Below are 16,048 nucleotides of genomic sequence, written 5' to 3' on the forward strand. Positions count from 1 at the left end.
TAAAACCTCAGACGAATAAACGGGATACAAGGTAAAACACACAGCAATACAACGCAGTGTTAAAAAGTGCCGGATGCCAGACCAGATCATACAATCCACTGGGCGTCAGCACGCGTTTCACCAGCCAGAACAGCGCCAGCGAAACAATCAGTTCAATGAAGATGGGCGGGAAAGACAACCCAAATACGACAAATACCGGAAGCACACTCATTACGGTTCCTTAGTTCGACCTTGCCGGATTGCACCGATACCTGCCCGTTCGCCACAAAACACGACGGGTTGATGATAGTGGGATGACGGGTAGACTGATGGCAACATTCAGGCCGTTTGAGCTAATCATAGCGTATCATCTGACAAACACGGGCAGATTTGCTGCCATGTTCAGGTGCGGTGAAAAGACCCAGCGTGCGTATAGTAACGCGCTTGACTATACGTTTTCTACATATTGTGAGCTAAATCACTTTTTAGCCAGAGTAAACAATGGAACGACTTAAAGGCATGTCCATCTTCGCCAAAGTGGTTGAATTAGGTTCCTTTACCGCCGCGGCACGTCAGCTTCATCTGAGCGTTTCGTCTATCAGCCAGATAGTCGCGAAACTGGAAGATGAACTACAGGTTAAACTGTTGAATCGCAGCACCCGTAGTATCGGGCTGACCGAGGCTGGCAGAATCTATTATCAGGGCTGCCGCCGCATGCTGGCAGAGGCGATGCAGGTGCACGAGCAGCTGTATGCCTTCAACAACACGCCTATTGGTATTTTACGCATCGGCAGCTCCTCAACAATGGCGCAAAATGTCCTCGCCGATATGACCGCCGACATGTTACGCGAATATCCGGGGTTGAGCGTCAATTTAGTCACCGGCATCCCAGCACCGGATCTCATCGCCAATGGCCTGGATCTGGTCATACGCGTGGGTGAGTTGCAGGATTCTAACCTGTTCTCGCGTCGGCTGGGGGCCATGCCGATGGTGGTGTGCGCGGCGAAAAGCTATCTGGCACAGCAGGGGACGCCGGAAAAACCGAGCGAAATCGATAACCTTTCGTGGCTGGAATACAGCGTGCGGCCGGATAACACCTTTGAACTGATTGCGCCGGAGGGATTGGTCACACGTCTGACACCGCAGGGGCGTTTCGTCACCAATGATTCGTTGACACTGATTCGCTGGCTTAAAGCCGGGTGTGGTATCGCCTATGTGCCACTGATGTGGGTGATAAACGAGATCAACACCGGTGAGATCGATATTCTGTTTACGCAATATCAGTCGGCACCACGACCGGTGTACGCGTTATATACCGAAAAAGATAAGCTGCCGCTGAAAGTGCAGGTATGTATCGATTATCTGACTGAGTATTTCAAACGGGTGGCGCGCCAATACCAGCAACACCGTAAAAATTAACAGCCTGGTCGGCATAAATGCCGCCCCTACGGATGTAGGGTGCGCATTCATGCGCACCAGGTTTGACGCGACTTATCAGGCGGTTCCGCCGACGGTAAGTTTATCCAGCTTCAGTGTCGGCTGACCCACGCCAACCGGCACGCTCTGCCCCTCTTTACCGCAGACGCCAACGCCTTTATCCAGCGCCAGATCGTTGCCCACCATCGAAATCTGCTGCATGGCTTCGATACCGGAACCAATCAGCGTGGCACCTTTCACCGGTTTGGTCACTTTGCCGTTCTCAATCAGATAAGCTTCCGAGGTTGAGAACACAAACTTACCGGAGGTGATGTCCACCTGGCCGCCGCCAAAGTTCGGGGCGTACAGGCCATATTCCACACTTTCAATGATGTCCTGCGGCGTGGACTTGCCCGCCAACATATAGGTGTTGGTCATACGCGGCATCGGCAGATGCGCATAGGATTCACGACGGCCATTACCGGTAGGATTAACGCCCATCAGACGTGCGTTGAGCTTGTCCTGCATGTAGCCTTTCAGTACACCGTTTTCAATCAACACGTTGTACTGGCCTGGTACACCTTCATCATCCACCGCCAGCGAACCACGCAACCCTTCGATGGTGCCATCATCCACGACGGTACACAGCTCAGATGCCACCAGCTGGCCCATTTTGCCGCTGAACACCGAGGTCGCGCGACGGTTAAAGTCGCCTTCCAGACCGTGACCGACCGCTTCATGCAGCAGCACGCCAGGCCAGCCCGCCCCCAGCACCACTGGCAGTGTTCCCGCCGGTGCCGCGACGGCTGACAGATTAACCAGCGCCATACGCACCGCTTCCCGCGCCCAGGCATCCGCGCGCACATCACCGCTTTCATCGGCGAGGAAGAATTCATAACCGGTACGGGCACCACCGCCGCTGGATCCGCGCTCACGCTTGCCCTGGTCTTCCACCTGGACGCTGATAGACAGACGCACCAGCGGACGCACATCGGCCGCCAGTGTGCCATCAGTGGCCGCCACCAGCACCTGCTCGTAAACTCCGGTCAGGCTGGCATTCACTTCCTGCACGCGTGGGTCAGCGGCGCGCGCAACTTTATCAACACGATGCAGCAAAGCGATTTTGTCTTCACGCGTCAGGCTATCCAGCGGGTTCACCGCTGCGTACAGCGAACGGTTGATTACCGCCGATAAGGTATGTGCTTTGCCATTACCCTGTTCACGTACGATGCTACGTGCGGCTTCAGCCGACTGACGTAGCGCATTCAGGGTGATTTGGTCCGCGTAGGCAAAACCGGTTTTCTCACCGCTTACCGCGCGAACGCCAACGCCCTGGTCGATATGGTAAGAACCATCTTTGATGATTTTGTCTTCCAGCACCCAGGATTCATGGAAGCTGGACTGAAAATAGAGATCGGCATAATCCAGACGACGTTCTGAAAGCTGCCCTAACAGGGAAAAAAGGTCCTGCTGATTAATGCTGTTCGCAGTTAGCAACTGCTCACTTACCAGATTCAGAGTCATCGTTTCTCACTCAGTATTTGCTCGGATACTTCATAGCCTGCGGTAATTCCCCGGCGGCGTCAAATTCACTTCTTGTCGTTTTCGCGCGGCTTGCGCAGCACTTCATTGATTTCCGGCTTATCCAGCGGTCCGCTGATGTGGTATCGCAGCAGCGAGATTTTGTTCCAAATCGGTCCCAGCACCTTACTGGCGGCGAAAACTGCGGCACCGACCACCGGGTTAATCACAAAAGCGGTGGCCACCCCTACCGAAGCCGAAATTTCCGGGGCCACCACGGCTTCCATATCGATCTCGCGTTTCACAAGGTCAACTTTACCCTGCATGGCGATATCCGCTTCGAGGCCATCGACTAACAGGTTATCGGTATGCATCACGCCGTTTTCAATCCATGCCGTGCCATTGATCGAATCATAATAGAAACCCTGGCCGAAAGTGTCGCTGAAATCGAAACGCAGCTTGCGCAGCAGCGCATCAAAACTCATCAAACGCAGCAGTTGCCCGGCGCGACCGGTACTGACATCCGCAATCTGACCTTTACCAAAGTGTGATTTCAGCGTCCCGCTCAGGGTCGGCTCGGATGGCTGCCAGGGAGCAGCACGCCAGTGTAAATCGTAATCAATTTTGAAGGATGAATCGCGCAGCGGCGTGTTCACACCAAACCAGTTAGTGGCATCGTTAATATTCTTGCCACTCAGCGTTCCTTTCAGCGAGGTTCGTTGCTCTCCGGGTTTATTGACCCATTCCCCGTTGACGCTCAGCTTCGAGCTGCCGGTATCTACCGAACCGTTAGTGAGTGCTAACGTATCGCCATGAGGTTGCAGTAACGCCTGCATATGGCCAAACTTCTGCCCGCGCAGCCAGCACTCCTGACAGCTGAGTTGCAGCGCCGGCCAGTTGGTTAAATTGATGTTGGTATCGCTACCGAACGGTGATGCGGTGCCATCCTTGCTCTCCGCCCATTCCGGGTTGTAGTAAAGATAGCTAAGGGCAATCTGCCAGGGCGCATTCTGTGCGGTTTTCAGACTGCCATGAGCTTCGCGACTGTCGAGCTGCACATCGGTATTCCCGGTCGGTCCCTGGGTCACCGTGGCACTGACGTCATGCCATTGCTGGCCTGCCAGCCGCAGTGCCGGGGTATGCAGCGTGACATCACCCGGCAGCAGCGCACCGCCGATGCTGGTTTCTCCCTGGGCATTGTGCGAGCCACCTGTCCCTGCCAGTACCCCCATCCAGGCTTCGCCGTCCATCTCCGGTAAATTCAGCACCATACCGCGATTTTCCGGCAGCTTCGGCGTTGTTTTGGCATCGTTCAGCCAGATACCGCGATCGACCCGCAGCTGTGGCTCCAGCAGCCAGCGACTGTTAAAACGATGATGCTCCAGCACGCTACCGCTGAGATCAAATCCACGCAGATCACCGCTGGCAGCAATGGTGATCGGCAGCGCGGATCCTGCGCTCTTATCCAGCGGAGCCGGTAAGCGACTGCTTACTTCTTTGCCATCGCCTTTCAAATCTATCTTGTAGCTTGCGCCACCTTTATTCGGCAGGGTGATATCGACATTGCCCTGCCAGGGCAGATTGCCACTCAGCTGGCTGGTGATGGCCGACGGCAGCACTTTTAGCTTCGCCAGCTGCCAGTCTCCCAGCAACTTAACATTGACGCCAAAGTTGTCCGGATTCTCCTGCGTGCTAAAGCTGACGCCAACCGGCTGCCCGAACCAGTTAGCCTGCATCTCTTCACTTTCCAGATCACCATTGTTATAGCGGAAGCGTCCGGTGAGATTGTTCAGCGTGGTATTGAGTGGCTTGATATGCAGGCTGTTATTGTTCATCACCACGTTGCCGCTGGCATGAACCAGTTCGCCATCCAGCGGTATATCGAGGTTAAGCTGGCCACGAACATTGCCTTTGATCTGCAGTTGTTGCAGCGCCGCGCCCAGCGAAGGTTTGAGTGGCGTGAGTTCGAAATAATCTGCGATCTGTTTGCCTTCACCGCTCAGGTCGCCGTCAATGATCAGCTTCTCTTTCAGGTAATCCGGGATCACCGCGCTGATATTACGGGCGTCCACCTCGCCCAGCTTCGCCTGATTGGCTTTCATCCACAGACCGTCGTTGACGAAATCGAGATCGATGTCGAGATTGTTAATCGCTGGCCAGCCCGGCTGGAATTGATAGGTGGCATGACGCAGCGGCACCCAGACTTCAAACATGCCGTCGTTGTGGCGGAATGGAAAGAGTGTCGGGTCACCGGCAAACAACAGCGTGGCGTTATCAACCTGCCCGCCTTTAATTGCGTTGCTGAGATAGTCCGTCAGGCCGTGGCCCATCAGGGGTTCCGGGAAATAACGCCAGGCATCACCGGCATCGGTCACACGAATACCCGCCAGAATATCCAGTCGTGGCGCTTTACCGAGATTCTGCTGATAGAGGAAATCGCCGCGCGCCCAAAGCGAACGCGCCTTCACATCCAGCTGATGACCATCCAGCGTCAGGCCGTTATCATCATGCCGCCAGTTGAGCTTGCCGGTGATTTGCTGAATTTGTAGCGGTGCCTGGAACATATCACCGTAGGGCACCTCGGCCTGTCCCATTGCCACATCCAGCTGACCATTGCTCAGGCTGCCACTGGCGTTGCCGCTCAGTTTGCTGATGCCCGGCAGCAGCTCCCAATGTTGCCAGCTTAAATCACGCCATTGGGCCTGCAGACGGGTTTGCTCCGGTTGTTGTAAGGGAACATCCAGCGCCAGCGCATCGATGTAGCCCTGCGGTTGCAGCGCACGCCAGTTGTCGAACAGCGTTGGCGAGAGCGGCGCGAACAGCGGTATCAGTGGCGCGAGGCGTTGCAGATCCAGCTGGGTGGCGCGCACGCGGATTTCCGGCGCACTGCTGGCACCCAGCAATTGTTGATCTTCGGGTTTCCATAGCAGCGAGAAATGCCCCGGTTGCCAGGCAACCCCATCAGTACTGAGGCGGGTTTGCGGCACGGACACCATCCAGCCATTCTGGAAACGGGACAGATGGGCGGTTAAACCATCCACCTGCAACTGATGATCACCCTTTTCACCGCGCCAGCGTGCACCGCCCTGCCGTAACAGCAAATCTCCGGCGTAAACATCGCCATCACGCAGATTTACCCATGCAGCAAGACTAAAACGCGCGCTTTCAAGGCTGGTGTTATCGCGCAGCCAGCGACCGATCCACGGACGCACATCGACATCATCCGCCTGCATCCAGATACGTCCGGTATCGAGCAGGCCATTGTTGTCATTAAGGTCAAGGCGCACCTGTACCACGCCATGCTGGCCGGTAAAGCTCGACAGGCTCACTTCACCTTCTGCGCGATGGCGTGTTTTTTCATTCAGCCAGGTAAGACGCGGGATCGCCAGTTCGGCGTGCTGCCCGGAAGGGGTAAGAAAACGGATGCTGCTATCACGCAGGTCGAAATGATCGAACTGACGCAGGAAGAGTTCGTTGATCTGCGTAGGTTTGAAACTGTTTTTCTGTTCATCGCTGGTGAGCAGCTGCCGATTGAGTTCGACGTGCATCTGCCAGAAGGTGAGATCGCGAAACTGCCAGCGCCACTGAAAAAGTGACTGCCAGATATTCAGTGCCAGATTGACGCGACCAATGTTCAGCTGCCCGGCGTCTTGCATGGCAATATGCAGATCGCGCACCTGCAAAGTGGGGCCGAAGTTTTCCCAGCTACCTTGCAGCTCACTGGCCTGCACCGGCACGCCAGTGGCGCGGGAGATGACCTGCAAAATGTCGCTGCGGTAGCTGTTGAGATGCGGCATGACGAGGCGCAACCCGCTGACCAGCAGCGCCACAATAACGATGATTGTGGCGAGCAGCAGTAAAAAAATCCTCGGCAACCGCCTCACACACCTCTCCTTGTTTTCCGCCGGATTACGGATCGATACCTCTCAAGCCCTGACCGTTATCAGTGCGGAACAATCGAGTCGAAAACGCATATTACCCCAAAAAAGGGGCTATTTTTAGCCCGACTCCATGACAAAACGTCGTGCAAGGCCAGCATAAACAAGAAAAATTACATCATCACCACGTCAAACTGCTCCTGAGTGTAGAGCGGTTCAACATGGACTTTCACCTGTTTACCTACAAAGATCTCCACTTCAGCCAACGCGTGGGATTCATCACTTTTCAGCGCTTCGCCCACCGCGGGTGAGACATACACCAGAAAGCGATCCGAATCGTAAGCATGGTGCACACGCACAATCTCACGCATGATCTCGTAGCAGACAGTTTCCACCGTCTTCAGCGTGCCGCGTCCTTTACAGACCGGGCAATCAGCGCAAAGCACATGTTCGATGCTTTCACGCGTGCGCTTACGCGTCATCTCCACCAGCCCAAGCGCCGAGAAACCGTTGATCCCGGTTTTGACCCGATCTTTGCTGAGCGCGCTTTCCAGCGAATGCAGCACGCGCCGGCGATGGTCATCATTACTCATGTCGATAAAATCGATAATGATGATGCCGCCCAGATTACGTAGCCGTAGCTGGCGGGCAATCGCCTGGGTAGCTTCGATATTGGTGTTGAAAATGGTTTCGTCCAGATTGCGATGGCCGACAAACGCACCGGTATTGATATCGATGGTGGTCATCGCTTCAGTCTGATCGATGATCAGATAACCGCCAGACTTCAGTTCAACTTTGCGATCGAGCGAACGCTGGATCTCGTTTTCTACATCGTAGAGATCGAAAATCGGCTGCTTGCCGCTGTATAACTCCAGCTTGCTGGCCATTTCCGGGATATATTCACCGGTAAATTCCACCAGCAGATCGCAGGTCAGGCGGGAATCCACCCGGATGCGATCCAGTGCCGCACCGGCAAAATCACGCAACACGCGCTGCGCCAGAGCCAGCTCCCCATACAGCAGATAACGCGTCTGGTTACGCTTCTTACGTTCACTGACTTTGGTCCACAGGCGCTTGAGGAACGCTGCGTCCTGCGCCAGTTCTTCTTCGCCAATGCCTTCCGCTGCGGTGCGAATAATGAAGCCACCAAGATCGTCGCAATAAGCGGCAACCACCGCTTTCAAACGTTCACGCTCGGCTTCACTTTCGATACGCTGGGAGACGCCAACGTGCGAGGCACCCGGCATAAACACCAGATAACGCGACGGCAGCGTGATGTCAGTGGTGAGACGTGCGCCCTTGGTGCCGAGGGGATCTTTCACCACCTGCACCATTAAATCCTGCCCCTGGCGTACCAGTTCGGCAATATCGCGCACGTTGAAATTCTTTTGTTCATCACCCGCAACGCATTCCGTGTGCGGCATGATGTCGGAAGCGTGCAAAAAGGCCGCTTTGTCGAGGCCGATGTCAACAAACGCGGCCTGCATACCCGGCAGCACCCGGCTGACGCGTCCTTTGTAGATGTTGCCTACAATGCCGCGGCGCGCTTCGCGCTCGATGTGGATTTCCTGCAAAATGCCGCCATCAATATAGGCGACGCGAGTCTCAGAGGGTGTCACATTTACCAGCAGTTCAGCCGTCATCTTGTCCCCTTAGCGCACGCAGTGACTGAAAATTGCTGAGCAACTCACCGGTCTCAACCAGCGGTAATCCCACCACTGCGTGATAGCTTCCATTAATTTTGCGCACAAAGTTGCCGCCCATGCCCTGTATTCCGTAAGCGCCGGCTTTATCCATCGGTTCGCCACTGGCGATATAGTGCGCAATTTCTTCCGTTGTGATCTTGCGGAAGGTCACGTCTGTGACCACCAGACAATCCAGTTGCTGTTTGTGGTCAGCCAGCGCCACTGCGGTCATCACCTGATGCGTCTGTCCTGATAGCTTACTCAGCATTTGGGTTGCGTGGGCGGCATCGGCCGGTTTTTCCAGCACTTCACCATTGAGCACCACGATGGTATCAGCACCCAGCACTGGCAGATCCTGCGGAGCCACAGCCACCCCGGCAAGCGCTTTATCAATCGCCAGACGACGCACATACACCTCAGCCGCTTCAGCTGGCAGACGTTGTTCTTCCACATGGGTAATCAGACGTTCAAATTGCAAACCAAGCTGCGTCAACAGCTCACGTCGACGCGGTGAACCGGAAGCCAGGTACAGGGTTATCATAGTTTTCCTTACTGAACAGCGAACTGACGACGAATCTTTCTCATTAATAAGAATAGCCAGGGCCAGAGAATACCGTCGACAACGCTACTCCAGAAGATTTCCGGACGAAAGGAGACATTAATCACCAAAAATTCCGCCCAAAAAACAATAACATCCACCGCCAGCGACAGCACCATAACCATTAATGCCTGCTGCCACAACGCTAAGTTACGGAAAAGCTGGAATTTAAAGGCGACCAGGTAGGCAACGATACTCAATGCCAGCGCACGCACGCCCAGCGTTGAACCGGCCACCAGATCCATGATGGCGCCCAGCACAAAGCCGGTGCCAACATTAACCCGGTGTGGCAACGCCAGCACCCAGTAGATGAGGATCAACAAAAGCCATGATGGCCGGAACATGTAGAACTGTTCTGGCCAGGGCATGATTTGCAGGATGAGGGCAATCAGAAAGGACAGCCAGATAACCCATCGGCCCTGGCTGCGATATCGACTCAAGGCTGGCCTCCACGCGTGTTCGCCGGTGTTACCTGCGAACTGCTGCCATTGCTGGCAGGCGCGGGTGGTCCCATTTGCTGACTAGTGGGTGCGGGCGGCCCCATCTCACCGGCTGGCGGTAAGACTTGCGGCATCATCTGCATTAAGCGTTCATTCGCAACACGATGCACTTCATCAGGCGCCATCGGCATATCGCCGTTACGATCCGCTCCCCATAACAGCAGCAGATAACGCAGACGCTGCAAACCTGCTGTCGGGCGAGCCTGGATAACGGTGTACGCACGCTGCGTATCCACTTTCACCGACGACACCACGGCAACCGGATAGCCTTCCGGGAAACGTCCACCCAGACCCGAGGTAACCAGCACATCACCCACACGAATGTCGGTATTGCCTGGCAGATGCTCAAGTTGCAGATCTTCATTACAGCCGTTACCGGCCGCAATCACGCGGATATCATTACGCAGCACCTGAATCGGCAACGCATGGGAAGCGTCACAGATCAGCAGCACACGGCTGGTCACCTGGCCTACCGCCACCACCTGCCCCACGACACCTTTATCGCTGATCACCGGCTGACCTTCGTAAACACCGTTTACGCTGCCTTTGTCGATAACCACCTGATCGGTGTAGGGATCGGTGCCGGTGGAGATCACCTGCGTCACCATCTTGTGCTCATCCTGGCGTAACGGTGAGCCGAGCAGCTCGCGCAGACGCGCGTTCTCCTGCTTATATTGCCCCAGCATCAGCAGGTCGCTGTTCTTCAGAAAGAGTTCACGACGCAGTGCTTTGTTTTCCAGTTCCAGCTGCTGACGTGAAGCCAGCGTGGCGGAAACGCCGTCAAGAAGCTCTCTTGGCCCGTTAGCCAGGAAGTAAAATGGACTGACCGATGTGTCCAGGTAGTTGCGAATCTGGGAAAAGGAGGCCACGCGGCTATCAGCGATAATGATCGCGATGGCCACAATGACTGCCAGAAAGAGGCGCAACTGCAGGGATGGCCCCCTGCTAAAAATCGGCTTCATAAAATCTGCGTGTTCCTCGACATCAGGGAAGAAGCGCTGGTCCTAAGACCTGCGCCTCCAGGGCTGGACGCATCGTGCCGTCATGCGCAGCGTCGTCATCGGCGCTCATTCCCTGCGCAATTTGACCACGGCCTCAGCCGATGAGGATTTACTCCTCGCTGAACAAATCGCCGCCGTGCATGTCGATCATTTCCAACGCCTTACCACCACCACGCGCTACGCAGGTCAGCGGGTCTTCGGCCACGACCACCGGGATGCCGGTCTCTTCCATCAGCAGGCGATCGAGGTTACGCAGCAGCGCGCCCCCACCGGTCAGCACCATGCCACGCTCGGAGATGTCGGAAGCCAGTTCCGGCGGGCACTGCTCCAGCGCCACCATCACCGCACTTACGATACCGGTCAACGGTTCCTGCAGCGCTTCCAGAATTTCATTGGAGTTCAGCGTAAAGCCGCGCGGCACACCTTCAGCCAGGTTACGACCACGGACTTCGATTTCACGGACTTCATCGCCCGGATACGCAGAACCGATCTCATGCTTAATACGCTCAGCGGTGGCTTCACCGATCAGCGAGCCGTAATTACGGCGTACATAATTAATGATAGCTTCATCGAAGCGGTCACCACCAATACGCACTGAAGAGGAGTAAACCACGCCGTTCAGAGAGATAACGGCAACTTCAGTGGTACCACCACCGATATCCACCACCATAGAACCGGTCGCTTCTGATACCGGCAGTCCGGCACCGATTGCAGCGGCCATCGGTTCTTCAATCAGAAAGACTTCACGCGCACCTGCGCCCTGCGCAGATTCACGGATAGCACGACGCTCAACCTGAGTTGCACCCACCGGCACACACACCAGCACACGCGGGCTGGGGCGCATAAAACTGTTGCTGTGCACTTGCTTAATAAAGTGCTGCAACATTTTTTCGGTGACGAAGAAGTCTGCAATTACACCGTCTTTCATCGGACGGATAGCAGCGATATTGCCCGGCGTACGGCCAAGCATCTGTTTGGCGTCATGACCAACGGCGGCAACGCTCTTTGGGGAGCCGGCACGATCCTGACGAATGGCAACCACGGAAGGCTCGTTCAGCACGATGCCCTGTCCTTTTACATAAATCAGGGTATTCGCGGTACCCAGGTCAATGGACAAGTCATTGGAAAACATGCCACGAAATTTTTTAAACATACTAAGGGATAATCCTGCAAGCTGGGGGCGGAAAATAAAATCCGCCTACTTTACCAACCACGCGAAGCCGCTACAAGGCGCAAAAACGTTCCGCTTCGGTGAGAAAATATGCTAGCTATTTTTTCCAGCAGTGTATGCTGCGGTTCGCTAAGGAAAAATGGCGCAAAGCCGCCGCTTCCAGTGCCTTTCGCCCCACAAGCCGGGGCGATTTTCGACATAAAATCTAACATTTCCAGCATAGCTGCTGGCCGGCATAATTCAGGTTTACAGCGTAAAACAACCGTGAGCGCCGCTATCGGCCAATTAACGGCTAAATTCGATAACGTTGTGAATGCTTTTTCACATTACTGTTTACCGGCAGCGAGGGTGCAAAGAAATCGCCCTGACCACCGGCGACCCCCAATCCTGCCAGCGTTTGCCACTCCGCACGCGTGCGTACACCGGCAGCAAAGACCTGAGTGGGGGTGGACTTACACACTTCCAGCAGACTTTGTACAAACAACTGATTTTCGGTGCGTCGTTCAATATTACGCACCAGACCGGGGTCCAGTTTGATTAACTCCACCGGAAATTGCTTGATATAAGCGCTGCTCACCACCGTTAATCCCGCCTGATTGACAGCGATGCGACAACCAAACGCGCTGAGCATTCTGAAAATCGGCACTAAACGGTTGATGTGTTGACAAACATCCGCTTCGGCAAGTTCAAATAAAAATCGTTTTCTTTGTGATTTGCTGCATTGCAGCAGCAATTTTTGCAGCCAGCGCTGAAAAGGTCGCTGTACTAACGAATCAATATTCACCGGCAGCGCCAGAGTTTCATCAGGCCACATCTCGGTCAATGCGGCGATACGGGTCACCATCTGGCGATCCCAGCTATCGGCCATGCCCAGTTGCTGCACCAGCGGCATAAACTCGGCAGACACGACTTCTTTGTCACCATCAAAGATACGGGCCAGCATCTCCCGATGATGAACTTTTCCATCCAGCATGACGGCAGGTTTCTGGTACAGACGAGGTCCACCACGACTCTGGGTATTTTCCAGCAGCGTTCGCCAGCGCACACTGCCGCGCCCCATATCCAGCAGGTTACCCTCGCCGATTGACCAGTTGTTACCCCCCTGCAAGGCAGCGCGACGCGTGGCCATTTCAACGTTTTCCATTACCTGTGGCACGCTGAGCCCACTACGCCAGGCGCTGATGCCGATATGGATCAGATCATCACGATCCACCAGGCGCATCGGCGGCAGGGAGTCCACGGCATTGATCAGTTGATCAGCAATATTGTTGGCTTCTTTCAGGGTTCGGTGCGGCAGCAGCACAGCGAAATCACTGCGGAAATAACGGGCCAGCAGTGCGCCAGGATAACGTAGCACGAAGGTGGACAGCATATTAATGAGATCAAACTGGTACTCTTCGGCCAGCGCGGAGCCGAGCGTTTCATGCTGTGTTTCAAGATCGGGCAGGCGCACCATCATCACCACACCATGGGTGCCAACATCTTCCTGATCTTCCAGCAGCGTCGCCAGTTGGTTATCGAAGAACAGCCGGTTGTTCAACCCGGTCCGCGAATCCTGTGCGGCAAACGTGCGAATCAGGGTATCGATGCGCAATCGCTGCTCGCCCGCCTCCAGCAAATCATGTAGCAGGAGATCGATCGCGTGGCTGGCCTTGGGTGGCCATTCCACCGCTTCATTATCCCGAGCCTGGCGATCGCCCGCCAGAATACGCTCGGAACGCGCCTCCAGCCTCTCCATATTGCGCCAGTGGCTGTTCAGCCAGCGATGCGTCATCACCAGCAATGACGCCATGATCATCACCACGGTAAAAATGACCACCAGCGTGTAAGCACCGGTGAAGGAGCGAAACCAGGTTTTAGCCGGATCAAGCACCACCACACGCAGCATCATCCCCGGGGAATGCTCCAGCGGCAGATCGAACTGGATAAAACGGTTCGGCTCATCTTCCAGCATCGGATGTTCGTGGCGGGCAAGGCGAAACAACGTGCGTTCGCCGTCTCGTAGCTCCAGCTGTTCGGCATTAATCACCGGCATAATGCGCGACAGCCATTGCGTCAGATCCTGAGGCGATTGAGTGATTAAGGCTTTGTCGACTTCGGTCGCCAGGGTTTGTACCCGGGTTTCCACCCGCTGCTGTGACAACCAGACAAAACTAAAAGCGCAGCCCACCAGCATCAACAACATCGCCAGTAAGCTTAATAATGTAATAAACGCAGAAAACTTCGTGGTTAATCGCATCCCTGTGCCTGTATCACTGCGGTTATGAATGAAAAAGAACCCGCGGCACCAGCCTCACTGGCGCAAACCTGAGCAAAATAGCATAAATCACCGCCTGAAACAGCGTTCAGCCACCATCGCGACCTATTCAGGGGCGAGTATAACGATAAACAGGGAATACCTGACTTTCATCTGATTTTTTTCGTCCTATTCTCAACATAAGCGCAGCCAGGAAATTTCACATTTTACGGCTCTTGCTGGCGCGTATAACGGGATTTGCTCATGCTTGCCTTATACATTCAGCCGGAGAATTCCATGAAGCCGAAGCATTCCCTTTCTGAAGCCGATGTGACGCCAGAAAGTATCTTCAATATGCAGCGTCGTCAGGTGCTGAAGGCCCTTGGCCTGGGTGCTGCTGCTGCCAGCCTGCCACGGGTCGCACAGGCCGATGTACTCAGCTGGTTCAAAGGCAACGATCGCCCCGCCGCGCCAGCTGGAAAAGCGCTGCAATTCAGTAAACCGCCCGCCTGGCAGGCGGATTTACCGCTCACGCCCTTTGATAAGGTCGCGGGCTACAATAACTTCTATGAATTTGGCCTCGATAAGGCCGATCCAGCCGCCAATGCCGGAACGCTGAAGACGGATCCCTGGCAGCTACGTATTGAAGGCGAAGTCGCAAAACCGATCACGCTGGATATGGATGACATCTTTAAACGTTTTGCGATGGAGCAGCGTATCTATCGCATGCGCTGTGTTGAAGCCTGGTCAATGGTGATCCCCTGGGTGGGATTTGAGCTGAACAAGTTACTGAAACTGGCGGAACCCACCAGCAATGCGCGTTTTGTGGCGTTTCAGACGCTCTACGCCCCGGATCAAATGCCAGGTCAGAAAGATCGCTTTATCGGCGGCGGGCTGGATTATCCTTATGTCGAGGGATTACGTATGGATGAAGCGATGCATCCCCTGACCCTGCTCAGCACCGGCGTGTATGGCAAAGCGTTGCCACCACAAAATGGCGCGCCGATCCGCCTGACCGTACCGTGGAAATACGGTTTTAAAGGCATTAAATCGATCGTCAAAATTACCCTGACACACGATCAGCCGCCGACCACCTGGAATCAAATCGCCGCTAATGAATATGGGTTTTATGCCAACGTTAACCCGCATGTCGATCATCCCCGCTGGTCGCAGGCGACGGAGCGTTTTATTGGTCCGGGGGGCATTCTGAAGGTGGAACGCCAGCCAACGCTGCTGTTTAACGGCTATGCCAAAGAGGTAGCCTCGCTCTATCACGGGCTGGATTTACGGGAGAACTACTGAGTGCGTCTGACATTACGCCATATCACCTGGCTGAAAGTGGTGCTGCATCTGGCGGCTTTTCTGCCGCTGGTGTGGCTGTTTTTTGCCGCCAGTCAGGGCTGGTTAAGCGCCGATCCGGCCAAAGATATCCAGCATTTTACCGGCAGAATGGCACTTAAATTGTTGCTGGCGACGCTATTGGTCAGCCCATTAACGCGTTACGCCAAACAACCCCTGCTGATTCGCACCCGTCGCATGCTCGGTCTGTGGTGCTTCGCCTGGGCCTGTCTGCATCTGCTGAGTTATTATCTGCTGGAATTAGGTGTCAATAATCTGCGATTACTCGGCAGTGAGTTGATATCCCGCCCCTACCTGACACTGGGTATTATCTGCTGGCTGGTGCTGTTTGCGCTGGCAATCACCTCCTTTCAACGCGCACAACGTAAATTGGGACGTCGCTGGCAAACTCTGCACAATGGTATCTATCTGGTGGCGATCCTCGCACCTATTCACTATCTTTGGTCAGTTAAAGTCCTGTCACCACAGCCGCTGATTTATGCTTTGCTGGCTCTGCTGCTGTTGGGCTGGCGTTACAATAAGTTGCGAAAACTATTCTCCCGATAATTTCTGCACGGTTGTCATCCTGCTGCAATTTCTGTTAAAAGGTGTGGCCTTCTGGCCGCATCCGATCATCTTCGCAGATAAGACCAGTATTTTGCTGCGAATTGCGACGAAACGGATATAATGCCCGGCTTTATTGCAAGTGAAGTCTTCTTTTTCAC

At 54.7% G+C, this 16,048-nt stretch carries 12 protein-coding genes; 3 read left to right on the forward strand and 9 right to left on the reverse strand.

Annotated features, from left to right (window positions below):
- Positions 1-7: 7 nt before the first annotated feature.
- On the reverse strand, positions 8-211 hold the full coding sequence (gene aaeX / locus CUN67_RS17960) for a p-hydroxybenzoic acid efflux pump operon protein AaeX (RefSeq protein WP_013510717.1): 204 nt from the start codon (positions 209-211) through the stop codon (positions 8-10).
- 269 nt (positions 212-480) lie between these two features.
- Here aaeX and aaeR point away from each other — a divergent pair, with 269 nt between their 5' ends.
- The gene (aaeR, locus tag CUN67_RS17965) at positions 481-1,398 is read left to right on the forward strand and encodes an HTH-type transcriptional activator AaeR (protein WP_208716677.1); all 918 of its coding nucleotides are present in this window, start codon (positions 481-483) and stop codon (positions 1,396-1,398) included.
- Positions 1,399-1,473: 75 nt separating this feature from the next.
- Here aaeR and tldD read toward each other — a convergent pair whose 3' ends face one another.
- From tldD to csrD, 8 genes are all read right to left on the reverse strand, one after another.
- A complete protein-coding gene (tldD, locus tag CUN67_RS17970; RefSeq protein WP_084877214.1) occupies positions 1,474-2,919 on the reverse strand; it encodes a metalloprotease TldD in 1,446 nt (481 codons plus the stop codon).
- Positions 2,920-2,984: 65 nt separating this feature from the next.
- The gene (gene yhdP, locus CUN67_RS17975; protein ID WP_208716678.1) at positions 2,985-6,800 is read right to left on the reverse strand and encodes an AsmA2 domain-containing protein YhdP; all 3,816 of its coding nucleotides are present in this window, start codon (positions 6,798-6,800) and stop codon (positions 2,985-2,987) included.
- Between the two features lie 167 nt (positions 6,801-6,967).
- The gene (gene rng / locus CUN67_RS17980; RefSeq protein WP_208716679.1) at positions 6,968-8,437 is read right to left on the reverse strand and encodes a ribonuclease G; all 1,470 of its coding nucleotides are present in this window, start codon (positions 8,435-8,437) and stop codon (positions 6,968-6,970) included.
- Positions 8,427-9,020 carry a Maf family protein gene (locus CUN67_RS17985; RefSeq protein ID WP_208716680.1) on the reverse strand — a complete coding sequence of 198 codons (594 nt, stop codon included), beginning with the start codon at positions 9,018-9,020 and terminating at the stop codon, positions 8,427-8,429. Before CUN67_RS17985 ends, rng begins: the two co-directional genes overlap by 11 nt.
- A gap of 8 nt (positions 9,021-9,028) precedes the next feature.
- Entirely contained in the window at positions 9,029-9,517 is a 489-nt protein-coding gene (gene mreD, locus CUN67_RS17990; RefSeq protein WP_208716681.1) for a rod shape-determining protein MreD, read from the reverse strand.
- Entirely contained in the window at positions 9,514-10,539 is a 1,026-nt protein-coding gene (mreC, locus tag CUN67_RS17995; protein ID WP_208716682.1) for a rod shape-determining protein MreC, read from the reverse strand. Before mreC ends, mreD begins: the two co-directional genes overlap by 4 nt.
- Before the next feature lie 148 nt (positions 10,540-10,687).
- Positions 10,688-11,731, reverse strand: a complete 1,044-nt coding sequence (gene mreB / locus CUN67_RS18000) for a rod shape-determining protein MreB (protein ID WP_003855260.1) — start codon at positions 11,729-11,731, stop codon at positions 10,688-10,690.
- A gap of 310 nt (positions 11,732-12,041) precedes the next feature.
- Complete coding sequence (gene csrD, locus CUN67_RS18005) at positions 12,042-13,988, reverse strand: RNase E specificity factor CsrD (RefSeq protein WP_208716683.1); 1,947 nt, start codon at positions 13,986-13,988, stop codon at positions 12,042-12,044.
- 294 nt (positions 13,989-14,282) lie between these two features.
- Here csrD and msrP point away from each other — a divergent pair, with 294 nt between their 5' ends.
- Positions 14,283-15,287, forward strand: coding sequence for a protein-methionine-sulfoxide reductase catalytic subunit MsrP (gene msrP / locus CUN67_RS18010; protein WP_208716684.1), 1,005 nt, complete (start codon positions 14,283-14,285; stop codon positions 15,285-15,287).
- Positions 15,288-15,890, forward strand: a complete 603-nt coding sequence (msrQ, locus tag CUN67_RS18015) for a protein-methionine-sulfoxide reductase heme-binding subunit MsrQ (protein ID WP_208716685.1) — start codon at positions 15,288-15,290, stop codon at positions 15,888-15,890.
- Positions 15,891-16,048 lie beyond the last annotated feature (158 nt).

This window comes from Pantoea cypripedii (assembly GCF_011395035.1).
Taxonomy (GTDB): Bacteria; Pseudomonadota; Gammaproteobacteria; order Enterobacterales; family Enterobacteriaceae; genus Pantoea; species Pantoea cypripedii_A.